We start from the raw sequence: 17,514 nt of genomic DNA on the forward strand, positions 1-17,514 counted from the left end.
ATTCGATGAAACGCTCAGCCTTTTATGATCCCATTCGACATCTACATGGTGATACTCAAGAGGCAGTCATCGAAGATTTGGGGCTGCTAGATGCTAACATTAACAATAAAGGGCGACCGCTTGGTCGCCCTTTTCTTTGTACTATATCTTCGCGACACCAACGGCTTACTCTTAAAGTGACGTTGTAACCTTAAACCATCGCTGACTACTTTTATGTGACACACTGAAGTGATATCCTATTCATCCCATCCACACACTGACACGTTGCATACGTCAACGCATCATGGGCCAGCACTCCTCCGCCAATAGGAAGCTGTACTAAATATGAAGCTGGAATTAGATCAACATCCTGACCATATAAAGTAAAGCAAACCTCTTGCCCCTCTAGGACAATAATTAAGTCAGCTGAAATCGAATACCCTTCAGGCCATCTACAGCCTTCTCTAAATTTACGACGTTTAACACGACCATCAAGCCATTTAAGCAGCCAGTATTCAATTTCAGCAACCCTAAATGTAAGCTCTGTACCAATAGGCTTTCTATTTAGCAGAAACATACCGGACTGACAGGCCAGAAACATTTGATGCTTCCGTCTTCTCATCCTTCTCTCCTTTGAACTATTTTTACGACAATCAACAATTATTGCTAAATTATCACCCGCCGTGCAGCCAGCAAAACAAAATGTACACGCCTACGAGACATACTGTGGCTATCTACCTAGCATGCGTACATTCACCTCTAACAACGCAAGAGCCCGAACAAAGAAATTAATCTCCATTCGGACTCTCAAAGCGACACACATATGTGAAGGTGGTTTTCAGGGTATATAATAAGCCTTAATGTTTTCGTCATCATCCTATTGGCACATGCTTCCATTGAGAACACCCAAACATGTGCTTACCTTTCGGTTCATAGCCTTTAGTATTAACTTTGGCTAAGTAACTAAAGTGCATTAAACACTTATCATATTCCTCTTGAAAATTATCATCATTACGACGTAGGTTATATGAATTTTGAACAGAATCACCTTTACGGTCTCTGTTGCAATGATGAACTAAGCCTTGAGTATTTTCATCGATGTCTAATGCACGATTCCAGTGCTTTTCAACTTCAGCATGTAGCTTTTGAGGAGCCTGATGCTTATTCCCATCCACAGCAACAAAACAATGGTAGTGCTGATGCTTCTCACGAGATTGTTCACGAACCCAAAGCATTTTGGGATCAGAGCCATTCCGTTTAAGTTTTCGAGTAAAGGTGTCTTTGCACTTTGAAATAGCATCGTTGTCAGAGTGTGCTGAATACTCTGCAGGAAAACGTAAGTCGAAACGTGCTACATGCACTTTGTTATGCTTTGCGATCTGAGTATCTAGAATACCTTTCGTATTCTGTAAGATGTCCTCATAACAGCCTTGATGCTTTTCAGCATTAGTGTTGATTGGATGTCCTTTGTAGGTAGAATCATAAATTACATTTTTATTTTTCATTTTTACTCCTTTGTTTTCTGTTATCTAATCTAGTTATTAGAATAAAAAAAAATGACTAACTCTGTTGGTTATTCATAAGTCCTATTACTATATTTTAAGCTTACTTTATTATTCTCTAGAAAAGAGAAGAAAGAGTTCTTATTTAGGTATTACCTATTTACCTAGCAAAGTAAGAGTTACAAAAATGGGAATACGAAAAAGCTCATAATGTTGTTTCTATGTAAAACAACACAAACAATTTTGACGGAAATATTTCTCGCATATTATATACAGACAAAAAATTGATACATTAACGCAAAGAGAGGAGCCAGCACTGACTCCTCTTCCAACTACAACTTAAATTCACAACCACAGTTTCTGCATACATAATCTTTTAAAATTGTAGTATCAATTTGCCTTCCAACAGAACGCCCTACTGTTGTCCCTACAACCAAACCAGCCAACGCTCCCACTAGTGCGCCAGCAGTAGAGCCAATTACAGGACCAACAGCAGGAACCATTCTACCAAGCGCACTTCCCAATTCCGCTCCTGATGTAGCACTCAAGCATCCAGTAGTAGCGCCAGCAATACCACCTGAGACCGTTCCAATTTGTTCTGCTTTATCCAGCAGTATGACCTGCTCTCCTGTATTGCATCTTGGACAAATAATTCTTTCTTCCATGCTTTTACTCCTTCAAAGCAAGAAAGGCCGCCCATTAACTGGACGACCTTTTATTTTAAAATTGTATGGTATATTTTATACACATTAAGCTGCACTCTTAGCGACTGCCTCACGAAGCATTGCGAACATTGCAGATGGTAATTCGTCAAGAGTAGCAACAACGCTGCTTTGTTGAGGAAGGATGCCTTTAATCTCTGGTGCACATATCCCAAGACCGTAAAACTCGACCCCATACTTTCGCCCTTTCTTAATTACCTCCAATGTTCCAGAAACATCATCAGGTTCTCCATCTGAGACAATGAGTAGGATTTTTCGTTGTTCACGTAGTTCGCTCATTTGTTGTAATACCCACCACAAAGATTCTGTCATGGGAGTTGTTCCTCTTGCTTGAACCTGAATATTCGAATGAACTTTTTCTCCATGCAAAACAAGAGGAAGGACTGCAGACGTGCTTTTATCATCCGCCAAAGCCGGAAATGCAGTTATTCCGACATTGATCCCATTTAAAGCTAAAGCCTTCGCCACCGAATAACAGGCAGTAGTTGCCAATTTTATACGGCTTCCCATTGAACCAGAAGAATCAAGAAGAATATGAAAAGCAGTATCCACTCCTCGACTCTCTGAACGCTGATAAAAGATATCTTGCTTACTTACTGCCAATTTATATAGCGCGCTCCAATCTATCCGACCTTGTTTAGATGGGCGAGTTCTGGTCAACAGTTCTGTCTGCATCAATGAGTTAAACTTAGCCTGCATTCCCGTCGTTACTCGGTTAACATCACGTAAGACTCCCTCATCAATTTGTCTTGTGACCTTATTACCTACAACGGCAACAGTGACTGATTCTTTTACACTCCCTTCTTTAGAAACTGCAGAAAGAAGAGTTCTTGCAGCTTCCCCTAAGCCGACAGGCAAAGCATCAACCTCAAGAGAACCACCACATAGTCCTTCCAGCCGTTGTTTTGCCTCCCCAAAAGAAAACGAGATACCATCTGGCATCCCGTCTTGTTGCGTTGTATCCATTCTCGAACATTGCTGCTGTATACAGGCAACAGCTTTCTTCGCGTAGGTCATGGCAGCTTTGGAGTCTGGACAGTTACTCTTCATAATTCCAAGCAAGCCTTCAAGCTGAAAGCGTAACTGTGGGTAAACTTGATCTATCGCTGTTGCATGCACATTAACTCTGGCTTTTAGTTCTGCCACCTCCCAACTACGTACCGTCAGCAACAACCAGTTCAGAACCAAGCCTTCAGGCGTAGTTGGTAACTCCTGTTTTGGAGAGACAAAAATGTGCCGGATTAGCCATTGGAAATTGTTACGTGCACCTGGGTAAAGTTTGACAAAACAATTTTCTACTCGCCAATCTTCGAAGATATTCCACACATGCTTTTCAAGTGGAGTCACTGAATCATTCAAGCACGCAAAATCTGTGAAGCGAATATGTGCAGTCTCATGATCTAGATAACTTCTGACTATATTCACGAGATTTGAATCACCTTCTGCAGGTAGACCGGGAAGCTGAATGCATCGTCCATTTGTAAAAGCTTCATCGCCACCAACCTGCACTGTCACACCATATTTACGTCCAAGCATACTTGCGAGCAGAGGCAAAGACTTTACGAGTATTGTTCTATCCATAAATCCTCCTACCAAAGTCCAAGACTGTCGAGCTGCTGTCCTTGAGGTTCAATTGGTGGCATGGCCTCATCCTCTAGAATTTCAGGCTCCGCAAAATCTGGACACACATCATTACGTGCTACCACCAATCTATCCAAAACGTTCGAGGTACTTTGTCCTTCCAAAACCATCTGGCCATGCTCAACCAAAACAGCTGGTGTCTGAAGTAAGGACAACAGTCCCTGAATAAGAAGAAGGTTTGTACCTAAAACAGGGCCTCTTCCTTTCACTTTATTCAACGCTGTTTCAATAAGTTCCACAATAGGAGCAACGCGAGGCTCGACAAAGACCAATCCTGACAACTTGCTATGAATAGTTCGAATGGGTGAAAGTGCCTTACGGCTAACTTCTGTTTTCCCTGCATACGACTTCTGCCATGCTTCTTTTGCTGTCTTTGCTATTTCACCGAACAACGTATCGCCCAAAGAAGCGACTTCATCTTCCAAACCACTGCCTTGGGACTGTGTTGTTTGCGCCACAGCGAACATCTGCCAATTAAAACTCAACCGATGCCGGACGTAATCAACACTTACAACCGATCCTGCAATAACCGACTCCCAGCCTGGATTATTCGCAATCCATTCATGAATAATCTCATCATAACGGATTATGAATTCGTCCTTAGCTTTAAGGAACTCATCCTTTATGGCGTCCAATCCATCTTTTACTTCGTTCGTCCTACCGACCGGAATCGCCCAACCGCCCAAAAACCGAACACCAGTGCGATCAAGTATAGCCACAGCGCGGCTCTTGAGCGTTCCAAACACGCGTAAATATTTGGGGTCGCAAATACGTTTACTCCCAAGTGAGGCCAACTGTTCGGGCGGCAAATCCGCACTACCAAAGTCAGCCGTAGTCAACTTCTTACGTGCCGACCAGATATGAACATCCAAGTTCAATGCTACAATATTATCCAATGCGGTCATGTCTGTATGAACATTCATCTGTTCCCTCCTAAATAGAAAAGGGAGCCGAAGCTCCCTGTTACTCATCTACTACTAATTGTGGAAATATTCGTTGCGCCAGTTCATGCAACATCGCTCTAGTTTCAGGTGCAGCTCGAAAACCTAGAGCTCTATCCAATGCGTAGGTTACGGGCTGGATGCCCTGCATTGCCAGTGGCTGAAACTTCACAGTCAAATCCACCCAGCGAATCAATGTTCGAGTTGAAAACGTTACATCTATTGTCTCGCCATAATGCTGCTTATCTCCCATTCCCATAAATAGCTGACGGACCTCGTTCGCATATTCAACCATAGACTCACGTATAGATTCTGGAAGGTCTCCTGCAATCTTACCAAGCAATTTCACCTCAGCATCCTTTTCAGGATACCCAACCTCGCACAGCCAAAAGCGATCCATAAAAGCCAGGTTCTGCCGAAGAGTTCCTTGATACAATCCTGTAGTATCTGCTGCACCATTTGTATTCGCCGTTGCAGCCAACCTGAACATTGGGTGCGCATGGATCACTTCGCCGCCATTTTCTGGTATACACAGGGGCTCACCATCAAGAATACTGTTAAGTCCACTTGCTGCTGCAGGATCAAGAAGATCAATCTCGTTCAATAAAAAAAGCCCTCCGTGCTTCATTGCTAAAGCAAGAGGGCCATATTGAAACTCCATGTTCCCCCCCCGTACCGAGTGATGACCAACAAGGTCTGGAAAATCCATTCTTCCATGTGCGGTTACTTCCAGAACTGGATATTTCAACTTCGCTGCAAGCTGTTTGACAAGGCTCGTCTTACCTGAACCAGTAGGCCCAAACAAATATAAGGGATCTGCAGGCGACATAAACCACACTGCTACATCGCGCATGGAGTCATGAAACAGATACTCTGGATTTACGCCTGGGGTGCAACTCACTGCATCTGAAAATCCTCTTACCATTTTGCCGGACGCCTTTCCGCTGAACACTTCACCAGCATCCAGATTCACCACATCTAACTGCTGCAACTCTTTTTCAAGATTCATGCTCACTCCTACTGAATTTTTGCTATATGAAGCCGCTCAAACGGCTGACCATATTTCGCTGCTGCCACAAGCAATTCTTGTGCTCTTTGCTCGCCAAACTCATTTATGAGAACAAGTTCAAGTTTCGTCATATCGACCATTTTTCGTCCTTCCTGCCGAGTACTTTTGAATCGATAATGCGCTGTTTTCAGCCACCCTGAATCTCTACCCTGCTGGGCATAGAACGCCTTAATCCGTTTTTCCTTTTTGCTAATACGATCCTCAAGATTACGCTTCTCGTCTTTCAGAACCGCAACCAATGTAAGCTCATCATCGTATGCCATATCTGTCAGCACTTCGCCTTCAAACTTTGGACAAGAGCCAGAATGGTCGCAGTAATCACAGAGAGGATGAAATCCCTTGCAATAAGAAAACTCATTAAGGTCACTCGTCCCGTCACGAATAGCCGCTACTCCATTCCAAATCGAATCAGCAGTATTTTTAACTGCCTTCAACATCACATCACTTGGACGATAAGGACCAAACGCCTTTGCCTCTGACATAGCAAGACACAACACCCAGCCTTCAATATCCACACTTGTAGACTTCTCTGGGAATGGAAAACCAAAGACCTTCTTCACAGCCTGAGGAAATGTCAGCTTCTCAAATACCAATGTTCCAAGTTCATCACGCATATTAAACACAGGCATATTCCAACATTCCACAAGAAAACCCAGCTGTCCGTACAACTGGGTTTCATATGCGGTATAGAGCGATTCAGGTATTCGCTCTGTGCTCTTTAATTCAAGTATTCTCACTGTAGGCTGAGGCCATCCCCATACCAACGCAAAATCCAAATGCGCTTTAATGGAAATGCCCTTATGCTGCGTTGCTATTTCAAGCTGACAAAACGTATTAGTACCATTGGCTTGAAGCGCGTTAGCAATGCCGGACTCCAACCAGTGACCACGCTGCAGTACAAGCTGCTTCTTGAGCGTATTGTAAATCTGATCGAACTTATCCTGCTGATACCAACCTATGACACTCTGCTCTGTTACATGCTGCCCCAAACCAAGCTTACCTGCCACTGCAGCACGCATGCACTCAACGCCTTTCCCAACATCCGATATGCCCACATACTGACTACGATCACCAAGCTGCGTTGCTGTTTCACGGGTGTTATGCCTGAGTAACCCCTTTGCCAACTGAGCTAGCAAGGTATCTGCCTTACGATTCATACTTCGCATTTCATACTCCATAAGCACAAAAACCCTGGCCGATTGGCCAGGGCTATACTTGTCTGTTCTGTTCTCTAGGCTGCATGCGCATCAGCATACTTCCACCATATCTTTCTGCTGTTATCCCAACGAAAACCAGCTTCTTTCAGCAAAGGTTTCTTTGCTTTCGTATTGCCAGACGCAGTCACACAGATCCGACCATCCTTAGCCTGCACCTGCTGGTATACAACACCATCTAGTTGCGGAAGCTGATTTGCTTCAGAGCTACCAAATGAAGAACGGGAAGCCTGTGGGCCTCCCGTTTCATTAAAATTCGTACTATCATTCTGTTGTCTTCGGGTATCTACCCGAGCCGAACGTTTCTCAGCAAAACGATATGAACTACGCCCTGCACTACTACGCCTTTCGCTACCCATTGTACCTTCAGCGTCATCATCGACCTCTGTCACCAAACCTACCAACGTCGCCAATGCATACCTTCGTGCATACGTAAGCGCAGAACCATACCCTTGCGGATCAGCTTTTGGTAACGGCATTACCATACATGAAGCCTGCCATTCACCAGACTCTGCATGCATAAGTTTTGTCACAAGTCCAAGACAACCAGACTCTACTGGGACAGGGAACTGTGACACCCAAATACCATTTACCAACAACACCTCACGACACGAATCCATGACTGCATTAAGTGTTGCATACTTACTCTTCACAAAAGGGTTATCTGCGTCCTTTGCGACAGGCATTAATGCTTTCTGGACTTTCAACATCGCCTTCGCAAGCTCTGTCATATTCTGTGATGAATAGGCTGTAAGTTCCATACTACCTCCTTGAAACAAAAACATCCCCGTCCCAAACCTGACAGGGATGACAAAAACCTTACTAATTCAAGAAAGTAATATATGGATAGAATTATTTGACCTGCAATACAGCATTTTTTGTAGCTTCAGTAAGGATTAAATTAGCCTTACTCTCTCCCTAACTTGCCAATTTAATCTTTAGCAAATTCTCCCCTGATCGTTACTCCTAACTGAACGATCTCCTTCTACTCTCTCTCCTAAGGGAAACAATTTCATTTTAGGAGAAAACAATGTCCAACGATACCTCTTCCTACCTGCTCACAATTGAACCACGTCACACTACAAGTGACAACCTTACAGACTCACGTTCTGAAGAACGTTTCAAAGAGTTACTTGCAGATCATCACATCGCACAACTCGGAACAAAGAGCTGTTACGCAATAGCCGTCGTTAAAATTGATAATTTTAAAGAACGCACAGAAAATCTTTCTGAAAAAGATCAGACTGTAATTCTAAATGAATTTACCAACCGAATCTCAAATGAGCTTGAAAACAAGACTCTTATCTCTTCCCCCACAGGCAACTGCTACATCCTGTTTAAACAAGTAGACTGCAATCAAAAAACTGAGGCTGCAATGCATAAAGTTTGCAATGCGATGACTCCATATTTCTGCACTTCAACAGGTTTTATCAAACTTGCAATCAGCGGTGGGCTTACAATCTCTCAAGACACAACAATCTTTCCCACAGAAATGCTAGAGGGTACTTTAGCTGCAATTTCCTTAAGACGTTCAACAGAACAGTCGTTATTCTTTTCAACGAAAACTTACTAGCCTTATAGAGTCACTATCAGCACCAACAGCAGTGACGTGATAAATAAAAGCACAAACCAACACCTCGATAATAACAAATATATGATACGCACCACACAAAGAGGATACACCATGCCACACAACAATAACGACACAACATATGGATATAAGCTTCTAGACCTCTTCATCTCCCTTATGGTCAACGGAAACAAGCAGTTTCTTTCAGACCTTGCAGCAAAATACAACTGCAGCAAGACTACCATATTAAACCTTATTAAGAATATTGAAGAGGTTATTGGAAGTAATTTGGAAACAGGTATAGAAAAAAGAAAACGCTGGTATCGTATTGCAAGCTACAACTCTCGTCAGACCTTTGCGTTAGACTTCGAAGAGCTACGTTTTTTAAACATTTATAAAGATCTTGCACACAAAATTCTTCCTACAGAAGCCGCAAAGCGCATAGGCTCTACTATCATGAATTTATCCTGCTTGCTTAGTGATAGAGATTATCCTGAGCGCCACAACGCTCAACAACAGCAAGTTTGGTTCAGTACTAAAGGATACATTGATTATTCCATGCATCAAAAAGAAATCAATACATTTCTTAGTGCAATTACAAACAAAAAATTTTGCTACGTTACCTACACACCTTTGCGCTCTGCAACACCAAAAGAATATTTTTATGCTCCTGAGCGTATCGTCTTCTCTAATAATGCATACTACGTACTCGGTCATAAAGTTTCTCGTAACAACAATCAGGAAATTCGCCCAACTAACTTGGCAGTTCACCGTATCAAGGAAGTTACACCAACGAATCAAACGTTTTCATACGAAGTTAAGGAAAACAATCTTGGATACTTCGGGCTCAAATGGCATGAACCTAAAGAATTTTCTATTTTTTTTACTCCTAAAGTAGCTCCTTACATCAAAGAACGCACTTGGAGTTCATACGAGTATATTGAAGAAGATGACGAGGGCAATGTTGTCCTAACCATCGCCTCAACAAGCGAGTTAGAACTTGAGGCTTGGATCCGAAGCTTTGGAAGCGATGCTGAGCTAATATCTACAAGACGACACAAGGAACACAATGTCCACTAAGAAAGAAAAGAAAAACAGTGCCGAGAATATTAGTATAGCCCTAGGTAATAGCGAGGTAATTTCTCGTCATGGAAGCGCCAACACGGAGTTTATTGTAGCTTACACTGGAGTAAATAATGAAACAGAGCAAATTCTTACTCGCTCCCATAAAAGCGTCGCAAAAAGCAAAGTTAATCCTAATTATAAGAAACAAAACCTTAAACAACAATCAGGTTTCTCAGCAGAATTAGCAAAAACAAGCAGGGATAACGCAGAAAACATACTTGCTGGTTCTCCCAAGCGAACCAGTCGCACTGATGATCTTCCTGAATTTGGTGCCAATCACCCAGTTTATGACCACGTTGAAATGTTAAACGGAAAAGTGATTCCAGGCTCTGGGTCGCAAATGAAATTTTCCGGGCACCCCACTCGAGTAATGGATAAAATTGCGAAGGGAGAAGGAGGAGGGAAAGCTGACTGGTCACGTTATCAAAATGCAAAGATAACAATGCCTTCAGAGCAAGTTAATGAAGCAAGAGAATATTGCCGCCAACAGGCTGAAAAACTTCGGAAACAAAGCGAAAAACTGACTAAAGAAGGAAATACAGACCTTGCTGCGAAGAAGGCTCAACAAGCCGACAACTTCGATAACCTCTCAAATAATATTGAAGACAGTGGTGTTACCAGCAAAGAGGCACTTTTTTACAGAGAACATCCTAAGCTATCTACACTTAAAGACATAACTAAAGTAAGCCATCGCGCCGGAATGCAGGGCGCAAAATATGGTGCAACAATTGGTGGGTCAATCTCAGTTGTCACCAACATCCTCGCAGTTGCACAAGACGATAAAAACTTAGAGGAAGCTTTAGTAGACACAGCAATTGATACCACAAAAGCAGCTGCTACAGGATACGGAACTGCATTCTCCGGCTCTATTCTAAAAGGATTGATGCAACAATCTAAGAACGCTGCTTTACGAAACCTTTCTCGTACAAATTTTCCCGGCCTCGTTGTAACTGCATGCATTGAAACAACCTCCACTATCCGTAAGTACGTCAATGGAGACATTGATGGAGTAGAACTATTTACAGAACTTGGCGAAAAAACAACCAGTACACTCGCAGGCAGTTTTGGGGCAACACTTGGCCAAATTGCAATACCCCTTCCTATTGCTGGTGCGGTGATTGGCGGCATGGTGGGGTATATGCTGAGCTCTATTTTTTACGCTGAAACGTTGCAAGCATTTACAGCAGCAAAGCAAGCACGCGAACAATATGAACAACTTAAAAAGATTTCTGAACAAGCACGTACTCAAATGCGTCATTACCGCACTGAGATGGACAAAGTTTTCACAGAAAACTTCACTGAACTAAAATCCAACGTTTCTTCATGCCTTGACCAAATGAGTGCTGCTATCACAGCAGGGGAAAGTAATGCCTTCTGCTGGCAATGCAATCAGCTAGGGTCTCTCATGGGCGCTACCCTTCAGTTTCAATCTTTTGAGGAATTTAACTCTTTCATGAATACTGAGGAACCACTTGTATTATAACTTAGGAGAAAAACATGTACCTTAACAGACTAGAATCAAAAGAAACCAAAGAACTCGCTATATTGCTGGCTTATTTCGTAGCAGCAGCAACACAAGAAGAAGAAGCAGATGAAAGCTACCATGATTTCGACCTATACGGCAGCAACATGCGAGAAGAAATCAAAGAAATTTGTGAAAAGAGTGGTCAGTGGGGAGTATCAAGTCACGAACAATCTGTTATTGACCAAATTTACAACGAAATGAATATGGACACGGTATATACGACCTCGCAGCGTCATGACTACCTGGTGAGAAACCTATTCACCGAAAAGGCTCTCACAAAGGCATGGGCACTGCTAAGTGAAGAAGATTTCACAGAAGAGCAAGCCAGAAAAACGCTACTTAAATGTGGTATCAAAGAAGCAATTAAAGAAAAAGAAAGTGACCTCAGCGTCATTGATAAAAAAATAATTTTATTTGAGACAATGGCAGTTGCCTACGCGGATTCTGAGTTCACAACACTTGAGCAGCATGCTGTAAATTGCATTGCGGATTCGTTTGATCTTGAACGTGAGCTAATTGATGACTTTATTGGTATCGCTGACAACTTCGCCAAAGTATATGCAGATGGTCTTTCAATCATTGAAGAATAATATGAGGTGCTAAGTGCCATTTCCACTTTTGATTCCTGTTGTAATGGGAGCTGCTGCAGTTTTGGGTGCAGGAAAAACAGTCAAGGCTGCTGTTGATAATAACGAAGCCAATGATATTAATAACCAAGCTGATAGAATTATCAGACGCTCAAACGAACAGCTTGAAGCTGCAAAAAAACTTACAAACGATGCCCTTGAAGATCTTGGCACGAAGAAGCTTCAGGCTTACTCTCGAGATATTAAAGATTTCGTAACTGAATACAGTAAAATTAAAAATATTGAGCTTAAAGACAGCCAGGGGCTTTCTGAAGTCACCCAAACAGACTTTTCAAAAGAAACATTGGCTGAATTAAATCAAGCATGCAATTTGGCAATGGAAACTCTTTCAGGTGGAGCTGCTGCCTTGGGAGGTGGAGCTCTAGCAGCATTCGGTGCCTATAGCGGAACAATGATGTTTGCGTCTGCAAGTACAGGCACAGCGATTAGTACTCTTGGAGGTGCTGCCGCAACAAACGCCACTCTTGCATGGCTTGGAGGCGGTGCTCTAAGTGCTGGAGGCATGGGGATAGCTGGTGGAACTATGGTTCTAGGTTCTCTTGTAGCAGGCCCTGCCCTCTTAATTTTTGGCGGTGTCCTTGGAGCAAAAGCTGATCAAAAACTGTCAGAAGCCAAATCGAACCGTGAAATGGCTTGGAATCATGAAGAAGAAATTAAGCTTGTTAGTGCAAAGCTTAACCAAATCCAGACAGGAGCCCGCTTCACAGAAAATCTATTATCAAAACTCAGAACAAGGCAGCGAAGAGCTAATAAAAGCATGGCAAGTGCCATTGCACAATATGGAACAAACTGGAACGATTATCCTAAAGAGCAAAAAGAAGTTATCTTTGCAGCGGTTAAATCTATTCAACTAATTAAAACAATTATCGACACTCCGCTCCTTTCCCAAGAAGGTGCCTTGGAAGACAACTCCATTCGCACCTTACATAAAATTGAAGCAGAGCTTAATTAATACGATTGCCGAATAATCATTATAAACAGGTGTAGTATTTACTACACCTGTTTTCATTTGTGGAATTGTAAGCCCACCTACTATCATCAAATATCTAACAATATTATTCTAGCTAGTTATGTACTACTCACCTTCTCTTAAGCGCTTCTTTCTGACTCCTGCTGTGGCCTTAAGCGTCGCTATATCTATCTTGGTATACATTGCAGTTGCAATCGTGGCTGTCGTAGACAATACGACAGCCTATGATGCTTTTTTAACAGGACTTACTATTATCTTTTGGATTGAGTTATCCCTTCGGATATTCACATTTCATTCCTTAAAAAAATATTTTCAAACTTTTTGGCTTGATATTTTGGCGGTATTTCCATGGGCTGCAGCATTACCATTCTTTCAAACACTTCCATACGGGAATGAATTCCTAATTGCATTGCGATTAGTACGCATATTACGAATCCGGAGTGTTATTGCACTTTGGAAAACTACTCTTCACCATCGTCTTCAGTACCTATTAAAAAAACAAATTGAGCAATCCCTGTTCAGGCAATTTTCTCTCTTGCTGTGCCTTATTGTAATGCTAACAATATGTTTTGGATTGTTATTTCAATCAATAGGGTTCACAAGTGATGGTACAAGTGTATTCTACATGGCATTTATGTCGCTACTCGACCCAGGAACTTCTTTTGAGGTTGCACATAGCAACCTCATAACTCAAATTGCGTTCAACACACTTGTCCTTATTGGTATCGTTATTTTTAATGGTATTGTTATTGGCTTAGTTGTTTCAAAGGTTGAAGAATACCTTAGCAAAGTAAAACAAGGTTATGGTGATGTCGTAGAACAGGATCATACTCTTATTCTTGGCTGGACGCCTTTATCAGAACAGTTACTATTTGAAATTAATAATTTTGCTGAATATGAAACATGCAAAAAAAATACTGTTGTAATTGTCTCTGAACATATTAAAAACGTAACTGATCACCTTCATAAACATAGCTACAAGTATATTGACGCAATTAAGCGGAAAGGAAAAATATTTTCAACAGAAACACTCAACTTGGTGGATTTGCAACAAGCGAAACATGTTATCATTTGTGATGAAGTAAACGGTGACAAGCTTCCAATTGAGTATTCAGGAGCCTCAGTTATCAAATCCTGCCTTGCTGCCCAATACTGTTTACAAAATGAAAGCACAGCGCCACCTTGTTACTTTGAACACAATTTTGCTCACAGCAAACTTATTACGACGAATAAATCCATGAGCAACTTTGTACCATTCAACAGCAACAAATATAGCGCACTATTGCTGACTTCTATGCTCTTTCACAAAGCATATTATGATGTTGTTTCTGAACTTTTCGACTTTGCAGATGATGAATTCCACTTCATTCCTGCAACCGAAACAGCTCTAATTGGAAAAACTTTTGAAGAAGTACTCTATTCCCTTCCCGCTTGTGTACCTGTAGGCATTTCGAGTGCAAATGGCCTCAACACATCTGTTCCATCTGACTATATAATCAGAAATAATGATCAACTGCTTTGCATTGCCGAAAGTTCAGAAGCATTAAATATGGCAATCCATCAGCTAGCACCTTCAATCCCCGACAAATTAAATATTACACGTGATATTCAAACGAAAAACAATTCATTAAAAAAACTTAAACAGAAAATTGTTATTGTCGGAGTAAATAGCAGACTGCCTAAGCTTCTTGACGAGTTAGCTCTATGGAATACTGACATTACAATCATCACTTCCAAAGAAGGGCGTGAACTTGCAAACAAGTATCTTGAGTTGTTCGGAACAAGTCATACCTCGTATGAGTTTGCCATCCAAAATTTAAGCGATGCTTCTTTTACAGAATGTTACGGAACAATCATTTTAACGGATGAGGCATACATTAAGCAGCACCCTTCTTGCAGCCCTGATACAGACACCCTCTTTAAACTCTTACAGGTTCTATCAACTGTACCAAATAATCATACCATCCTTGAAGTTCAAGACGCAGAGCAAGAAGAACTTTTCTCAACAATTAAAGAGGCAAACTACATAGTTAGCACTAAGTTACTAGCAAAAATTCTCAACATATCTCTGGTATACCCGGAAATGCTTTCGTTCTTTGAAGAGTTAATGTCTCTTTCAGGTACAACTATTGATTTTGTCACTGTTAACTCGCTTCAACTACCTGACAAACAAAAACTAAGATTGCGCTCTATTCACCGTACGCTATACACAAGGCACGGTTGGAATGTAATCGGGGTAAACAGAAAGGACACTCCTATTCTCATAAATCCGTTTCGCATCCAACAGCTCTCTGACCCTCGATATAGCACCTTCCAAGCATGCGATAACGACATCATTCTCTTGCCGGATGATGAGTTAATCTTTTTGTGCTCTCACTAACACGCAAGAGCTCCAACAATTCATGCAGGAGCTCTTGCGTATAGAAGCTACTAAACTAAGTGATCTACAAGGCACAGCATCAGTAACTAATCATAACAAAAAAATTTCTTTTAGAAATCAACTTAACGGAGAAGCCTACGCTATCCTCTCGCACTACTTTTTATGAAAAATAATACCCGCACGTAATTCTATGTAACGCTAACAGGAGAAACGTTTCATGGATGAATTACTTGCAAACCTTAAGGCTGAGCTTCCCCCTGTATTTGCAGGAAAAGAAATTGATCGTCTTCTAGGCAAGGCTATTTGCTGGCGAACTATACAGAATATCCGTTCTAAAAAAGATCTACCAGATCATAAAAAAATTCCACGAACATGCTTTGTACGCTCAGGGGATAGAAAAACTCTAATAATCCGCGATCCGTTCCTTGAGTGGTGGATAAGCCAGCTAACAATTGATTAAAAAGCGTGGTGCTTATGCACCACGCTTCTATTTCGTACTTCTAACTTTTGTTAAACCAAACTTTCTCCGCACACGCTTAACCGTTGCTATAGAGCAGTCAACTTTATCAGCTACCACTTGCTCTCTACAGCCTTCTTTCGACAACCTTACGATCTCTTCATCACGCTCTAATTTGGTGACGTGCACAGAATGTCTCACCCACTTAGGATTACGATCAACATTTTTAAGTTCAACATTGAATTGTCTCTGGTGCTTCCTTTCGATAGCCCTCGCTTTTTCAATTTTAATCGAAAAATCAAGAGCGGAACCATCTGTAAACCTTTCAAGCTTCAACACGTTATCAAGGGTTGCGGTTTTTATTGATGATCCCCTCTGATCACCCTTTTTATTTGGATGATGAATTATTATCGAATTTATCCCATCATCTTTCATCTTCTTTAACCAAGAAAATATTAAATTCCAAGACGATACGCTATCATCAAAATTTGTAAGAGTGGATAAGTTGTCCAAAATAAGCAGGTACTTGCTTTTATCATTCCACTCTTTTTGATGGCCTTTTAGTACACTCTCAAGATACTTCTGATCACCCTCTGTTGCGATATTCATTTCGGAAGTACAAATAAAAACAACCTGTGCATTAACATCTGGGTATAGTTTCTTTAACTTTTGTATCCTCTTACCTAACTCTTGGGCCCCCGTTTCACCATCCACATAGAGTACATTCAACGCCTCCGGCACACTCCACTTAGGAAAAACATCAACACCGGTCGAACAAGCAAGAGCAAGTGCAAGAGCAAACCACGTTTTTCCAACTCCAGGATCAGCATAAATCATTGAGATGCTAGGATGCGAAAATACAGGATCAACATAGTTCACTGCCACATTATCTGCTGAAATATCATCTATACTCTGAACAACATATTTTGATTTAAGGGCTCTCTTTTTTCCAATCCCATACTGATGTTGAGCATATGTAATCGACTCATACTCATACTGAATACTGTCTCCAAGCTCACCACTAGCGCGTATAAAGCCATCAAGCTTCACTCCATCCCTAGCCAACACGCGATACACAAGATGCATATTCTTACGGTACAGTTTGAAATCACTTCCAGAATCAAAAAGATGAACAGTCGTTCCTTTCAACTTTTCAAAAGAAGTTCTCTCTATATCTCCATCCCATGCAATCCAATTAATATTTGGAGAATCAGCATTAGCCCAAGCTAATAATAAATCAGACGTTAAAAAAGTAGGACTAGTTTTTTTAAAAGGCCTACTCCATGTAACAAACGATAGTTTCCCTTCCCATGGCAAAGGGAGCATATATCCCTCTTCCATTTTTGGAAAATTAAAGCATGAAAACCGGCTCAAATAATACTCTAATTCACACCGTCTCGACTTCTTTTCACTTGCATAAGCTGAGTGTGGCTTCACTACCGAACAGAGACCATCTAATTCATCATGTAACAAGATTGAGTCGGGAGGAAACCTAACTTGAGGATCAATCCACCCTCGTCTTGCATTACTTTTCAACGCTAGCATCCCACTGCTAGCATATTTAAATTCCTCCTCAATACGCACTACAGCACTTTGCTTGTCTAATTGAGATAGCATGGCATAAACATCCAATAATGTCTTATTTACTAACCTGCCATCAGGAAGTGATACACTGATCCTACAACGAAAATGTGGACACCAAGTTAAGCCACAAGGTCATACTGTTCATTACGATACTCAAAGGTGGCAGGGGAAAGCCAGCCATTGCTCGA

17 protein-coding genes are annotated in these 17,514 nt (G+C 41.5%); 8 read left to right on the forward strand and 9 right to left on the reverse strand.

What is annotated here, in order from left to right; genetic code table 11:
• Positions 1-188: hypothetical protein (locus QZY95_RS05240; protein WP_290920185.1), on the forward strand; the 188-nt coding region annotated here is incomplete at its 5' end.
• A gap of 23 nt (positions 189-211) precedes the next feature.
• Here the strand turns inward: QZY95_RS05240 and QZY95_RS05245 are convergent.
• From QZY95_RS05245 to QZY95_RS05280, 8 genes are all read right to left on the reverse strand, one after another.
• Entirely contained in the window at positions 212-601 is a 390-nt protein-coding gene (locus QZY95_RS05245; protein ID WP_290920188.1) for a hypothetical protein, read from the reverse strand.
• A 250-nt stretch (positions 602-851) separates the two neighbouring features.
• Positions 852-1,484, reverse strand: a complete 633-nt coding sequence (locus QZY95_RS05250) for an inovirus-type Gp2 protein (RefSeq protein ID WP_290920191.1) — start codon at positions 1,482-1,484, stop codon at positions 852-854.
• 329 nt (positions 1,485-1,813) lie between these two features.
• The gene (locus QZY95_RS05255; RefSeq protein ID WP_290920194.1) at positions 1,814-2,146 is read right to left on the reverse strand and encodes a hypothetical protein; all 333 of its coding nucleotides are present in this window, start codon (positions 2,144-2,146) and stop codon (positions 1,814-1,816) included.
• Positions 2,147-2,230: 84 nt separating this feature from the next.
• On the reverse strand, positions 2,231-3,784 hold the full coding sequence (locus tag QZY95_RS05260; protein ID WP_290920197.1) for a VWA domain-containing protein: 1,554 nt from the start codon (positions 3,782-3,784) through the stop codon (positions 2,231-2,233).
• 8 nt (positions 3,785-3,792) lie between these two features.
• The gene (locus QZY95_RS05265) at positions 3,793-4,767 is read right to left on the reverse strand and encodes a DUF3150 domain-containing protein (RefSeq protein ID WP_290920199.1); all 975 of its coding nucleotides are present in this window, start codon (positions 4,765-4,767) and stop codon (positions 3,793-3,795) included.
• A gap of 40 nt (positions 4,768-4,807) precedes the next feature.
• Positions 4,808-5,794: an AAA family ATPase gene (locus QZY95_RS05270; protein WP_290920202.1), complete on the reverse strand. Its 987-nt coding sequence runs from the start codon at positions 5,792-5,794 to the stop codon at positions 4,808-4,810.
• Positions 5,795-5,802: 8 nt separating this feature from the next.
• Positions 5,803-7,020, reverse strand: a complete 1,218-nt coding sequence (locus QZY95_RS05275; RefSeq protein ID WP_290920205.1) for a hypothetical protein — start codon at positions 7,018-7,020, stop codon at positions 5,803-5,805.
• A 65-nt stretch (positions 7,021-7,085) separates the two neighbouring features.
• Positions 7,086-7,829: an ERF family protein gene (locus tag QZY95_RS05280; protein ID WP_290920207.1), complete on the reverse strand. Its 744-nt coding sequence runs from the start codon at positions 7,827-7,829 to the stop codon at positions 7,086-7,088.
• 269 nt (positions 7,830-8,098) lie between these two features.
• Between QZY95_RS05280 and QZY95_RS05285 the strand changes: the two genes are divergently transcribed.
• The 7 genes from QZY95_RS05285 to QZY95_RS05315 all read left to right on the forward strand — a co-directional run bounded on the left by QZY95_RS05285 (position 8,099) and on the right by QZY95_RS05315 (position 15,745).
• Positions 8,099-8,641: a hypothetical protein gene (locus QZY95_RS05285; RefSeq protein ID WP_290920210.1), complete on the forward strand. Its 543-nt coding sequence runs from the start codon at positions 8,099-8,101 to the stop codon at positions 8,639-8,641.
• A gap of 111 nt (positions 8,642-8,752) precedes the next feature.
• Positions 8,753-9,718, forward strand: coding sequence for a WYL domain-containing protein (locus QZY95_RS05290; protein ID WP_290920213.1), 966 nt, complete (start codon positions 8,753-8,755; stop codon positions 9,716-9,718).
• Complete coding sequence (locus QZY95_RS05295; RefSeq protein WP_290920216.1) at positions 9,708-11,246, forward strand: hypothetical protein; 1,539 nt, start codon at positions 9,708-9,710, stop codon at positions 11,244-11,246. Before QZY95_RS05290 ends, QZY95_RS05295 begins: the two co-directional genes overlap by 11 nt.
• A 14-nt stretch (positions 11,247-11,260) precedes the next feature.
• Positions 11,261-11,878, forward strand: a complete 618-nt coding sequence (locus QZY95_RS05300) for a hypothetical protein (RefSeq protein WP_290920219.1) — start codon at positions 11,261-11,263, stop codon at positions 11,876-11,878.
• 13 nt (positions 11,879-11,891) lie between these two features.
• Entirely contained in the window at positions 11,892-12,887 is a 996-nt protein-coding gene (locus QZY95_RS05305) for a hypothetical protein (protein ID WP_290920222.1), read from the forward strand.
• Positions 12,888-13,101: 214 nt separating this feature from the next.
• The gene (locus tag QZY95_RS05310; protein ID WP_290920225.1) at positions 13,102-15,285 is read left to right on the forward strand and encodes an ion transporter; all 2,184 of its coding nucleotides are present in this window, start codon (positions 13,102-13,104) and stop codon (positions 15,283-15,285) included.
• Positions 15,286-15,502: 217 nt separating this feature from the next.
• Positions 15,503-15,745: a hypothetical protein gene (locus tag QZY95_RS05315; RefSeq protein WP_290920227.1), complete on the forward strand. Its 243-nt coding sequence runs from the start codon at positions 15,503-15,505 to the stop codon at positions 15,743-15,745.
• Positions 15,746-15,772: 27 nt separating this feature from the next.
• Here the strand turns inward: QZY95_RS05315 and QZY95_RS05320 are convergent, their stop codons facing one another.
• A complete protein-coding gene (locus tag QZY95_RS05320; RefSeq protein WP_290920230.1) occupies positions 15,773-17,359 on the reverse strand; it encodes an AAA family ATPase in 1,587 nt (528 codons plus the stop codon).
• Positions 17,360-17,514 lie beyond the last annotated feature (155 nt).

It is taken from the genome of Halodesulfovibrio sp. (assembly GCF_015482765.1).
Classification (GTDB): Bacteria; Desulfobacterota; Desulfovibrionia; order Desulfovibrionales; family Desulfovibrionaceae; genus Halodesulfovibrio.

Excerpts from the sequence above, each read along its gene's own strand:
- QZY95_RS05265 (WP_290920199.1), bottom strand. The coding sequence starts at position 4,767 with ATGAATGTTCATACAGACATGACCGCATTGGATAATATTGTAGCATTG.
- QZY95_RS05300 (WP_290920219.1), top strand. The coding sequence starts at position 11,261 with ATGTACCTTAACAGACTAGAATCAAAAGAAACCAAAGAACTCGCTATA.
- QZY95_RS05275 (WP_290920205.1), bottom strand. The coding sequence starts at position 7,020 with ATGCGAAGTATGAATCGTAAGGCAGATACCTTGCTAGCTCAGTTGGCA.
- QZY95_RS05255 (WP_290920194.1), bottom strand. The coding sequence starts at position 2,146 with ATGGAAGAAAGAATTATTTGTCCAAGATGCAATACAGGAGAGCAGGTC.
- QZY95_RS05320 (WP_290920230.1), bottom strand. The coding sequence starts at position 17,359 with ATGCTATCTCAATTAGACAAGCAAAGTGCTGTAGTGCGTATTGAGGAG.
- QZY95_RS05295 (WP_290920216.1), top strand. The coding sequence starts at position 9,708 with ATGTCCACTAAGAAAGAAAAGAAAAACAGTGCCGAGAATATTAGTATA.
- QZY95_RS05250 (WP_290920191.1), bottom strand. The coding sequence starts at position 1,484 with ATGAAAAATAAAAATGTAATTTATGATTCTACCTACAAAGGACATCCA.
- QZY95_RS05245 (WP_290920188.1), bottom strand. The coding sequence starts at position 601 with ATGAGAAGACGGAAGCATCAAATGTTTCTGGCCTGTCAGTCCGGTATG.
- QZY95_RS05290 (WP_290920213.1), top strand. The coding sequence starts at position 8,753 with ATGCCACACAACAATAACGACACAACATATGGATATAAGCTTCTAGAC.
- QZY95_RS05260 (WP_290920197.1), bottom strand. The coding sequence starts at position 3,784 with ATGGATAGAACAATACTCGTAAAGTCTTTGCCTCTGCTCGCAAGTATG.
- QZY95_RS05270 (WP_290920202.1), bottom strand. The coding sequence starts at position 5,794 with ATGAATCTTGAAAAAGAGTTGCAGCAGTTAGATGTGGTGAATCTGGAT.
- QZY95_RS05315 (WP_290920227.1), top strand. The coding sequence starts at position 15,503 with ATGGATGAATTACTTGCAAACCTTAAGGCTGAGCTTCCCCCTGTATTT.
- QZY95_RS05285 (WP_290920210.1), top strand. The coding sequence starts at position 8,099 with ATGTCCAACGATACCTCTTCCTACCTGCTCACAATTGAACCACGTCAC.
- QZY95_RS05280 (WP_290920207.1), bottom strand. The coding sequence starts at position 7,829 with ATGGAACTTACAGCCTATTCATCACAGAATATGACAGAGCTTGCGAAG.